This is a genomic window from Kitasatospora sp. NPDC085895 (assembly GCF_040702125.1).
GTDB lineage: Bacteria > Actinomycetota > Actinomycetes > Streptomycetales > Streptomycetaceae > Kitasatospora > Kitasatospora arboriphila.
On the sequence record NZ_JBFBJY010000254.1, the window covers coordinates 1 to 1,067 of the forward strand.

Consider the following 1,067-nt stretch of genomic DNA (forward strand, 5'->3'; position numbering starts at 1 on the left):
TGCAGGAACTGGGCTGGCGCATCGGTGCGGAAAACTCCGGCCATGTGATCCTGCTGGACAAAACCACCACCGGCGACGGCATCGTGGCCGGGCTGCAGGTGCTGACTGCCATGGTGCGCAACCACATGAGCCTGCATGACCTGTGCAGCGGCATGAAGCTGCTGCCGCAGATCCTGGTCAACGTCCGCTTCGCCGGCGAGCATAATCCGCTGGAATCTGAAGCGGTGCGTAAGGTCACCGAGCAGGTGGAAACCGAGTTGGCCGGCCGTGGCCGGGTGCTGCTGCGTAAATCGGGCACCGAGCCGCTGATCCGCGTGATGGTGGAAGGCGAGGACGAGCAGCAGGTGACCGCGCTGGCGCATCGCATCGCCGATGCGGTGAAATCAGCAGGTTAAAACAGACAGTTAGCCATCGGGCTTGGCATCGCTGAGCCCGAATAGATGATTGTTGGCGTTTTTTTCCGCAAACGCGCCGGCGGCAGCAAATTGCCCTTGCGTGGGTTGGCGGCTTTGGTTAGTATTCACACCCGCTTCAGTAGGCAGTTTGTAAAAACGCCTGCTTGATGAGTGTGAAGCATTTGGCATGCGGTGAGGCCGCAAGGATACGGGTACTACTATGTACGAAGCTCTTCTGGTAATTTTCCTGCTGATCTCAATCGGGCTGGTTGCTCTGATTATGCTACAGCAAGGTAAAGGCGCTGATATGGGAGCCTCTTTCGGAGCAGGTGCATCAGGCACATTGTTCGGTTCGAGTGGTTCCGGTAACTTTATGACCCGCATGACTGCTGTGCTGGCGACGCTGTTCTTCGTCATCAGCCTGATTCTGGGCAACCTCAGCAGCAACCAAAGCAAGAAAGGCAGTGAGTGGGAAAACTTGGGTCAGCCAGTGAAAACTGAGCAGACGACCGCGCCGGCAGCACCAGCTAAGCCGAGCAGCGACATCCCGCAGTAAGCCGCAAAAAGTTTGTAAACGGTGGTTGTGAACTCGAAGGAACAACGGCCGTTAGCAGTAAGAATCAGTACCGAGGTGGTGGAATTGGTAGACACGCTACCTTGAGGTGGTAGTGC

At 56.9% G+C, this 1,067-nt stretch carries 1 protein-coding gene and 1 pseudogene; both read left to right on the forward strand.

Features of this window, described 5'->3' with window-relative positions:
* Positions 1–395, forward strand: a pseudogene (locus AB0442_RS42650) (phosphoglucosamine mutase); the annotation flags it as partial.
* A gap of 220 nt (positions 396–615) precedes the next feature.
* A complete protein-coding gene (gene secG, locus AB0442_RS42655; protein WP_004933519.1) occupies positions 616–951 on the forward strand; it encodes a preprotein translocase subunit SecG in 336 nt (111 codons plus the stop codon).
* The last annotated feature ends 116 nt before the right edge of the window (positions 952–1,067 follow it).

Excerpts from the sequence above, each read along its gene's own strand:
- secG (WP_004933519.1), top strand. The coding sequence starts at position 616 with ATGTACGAAGCTCTTCTGGTAATTTTCCTGCTGATCTCAATCGGGCTG.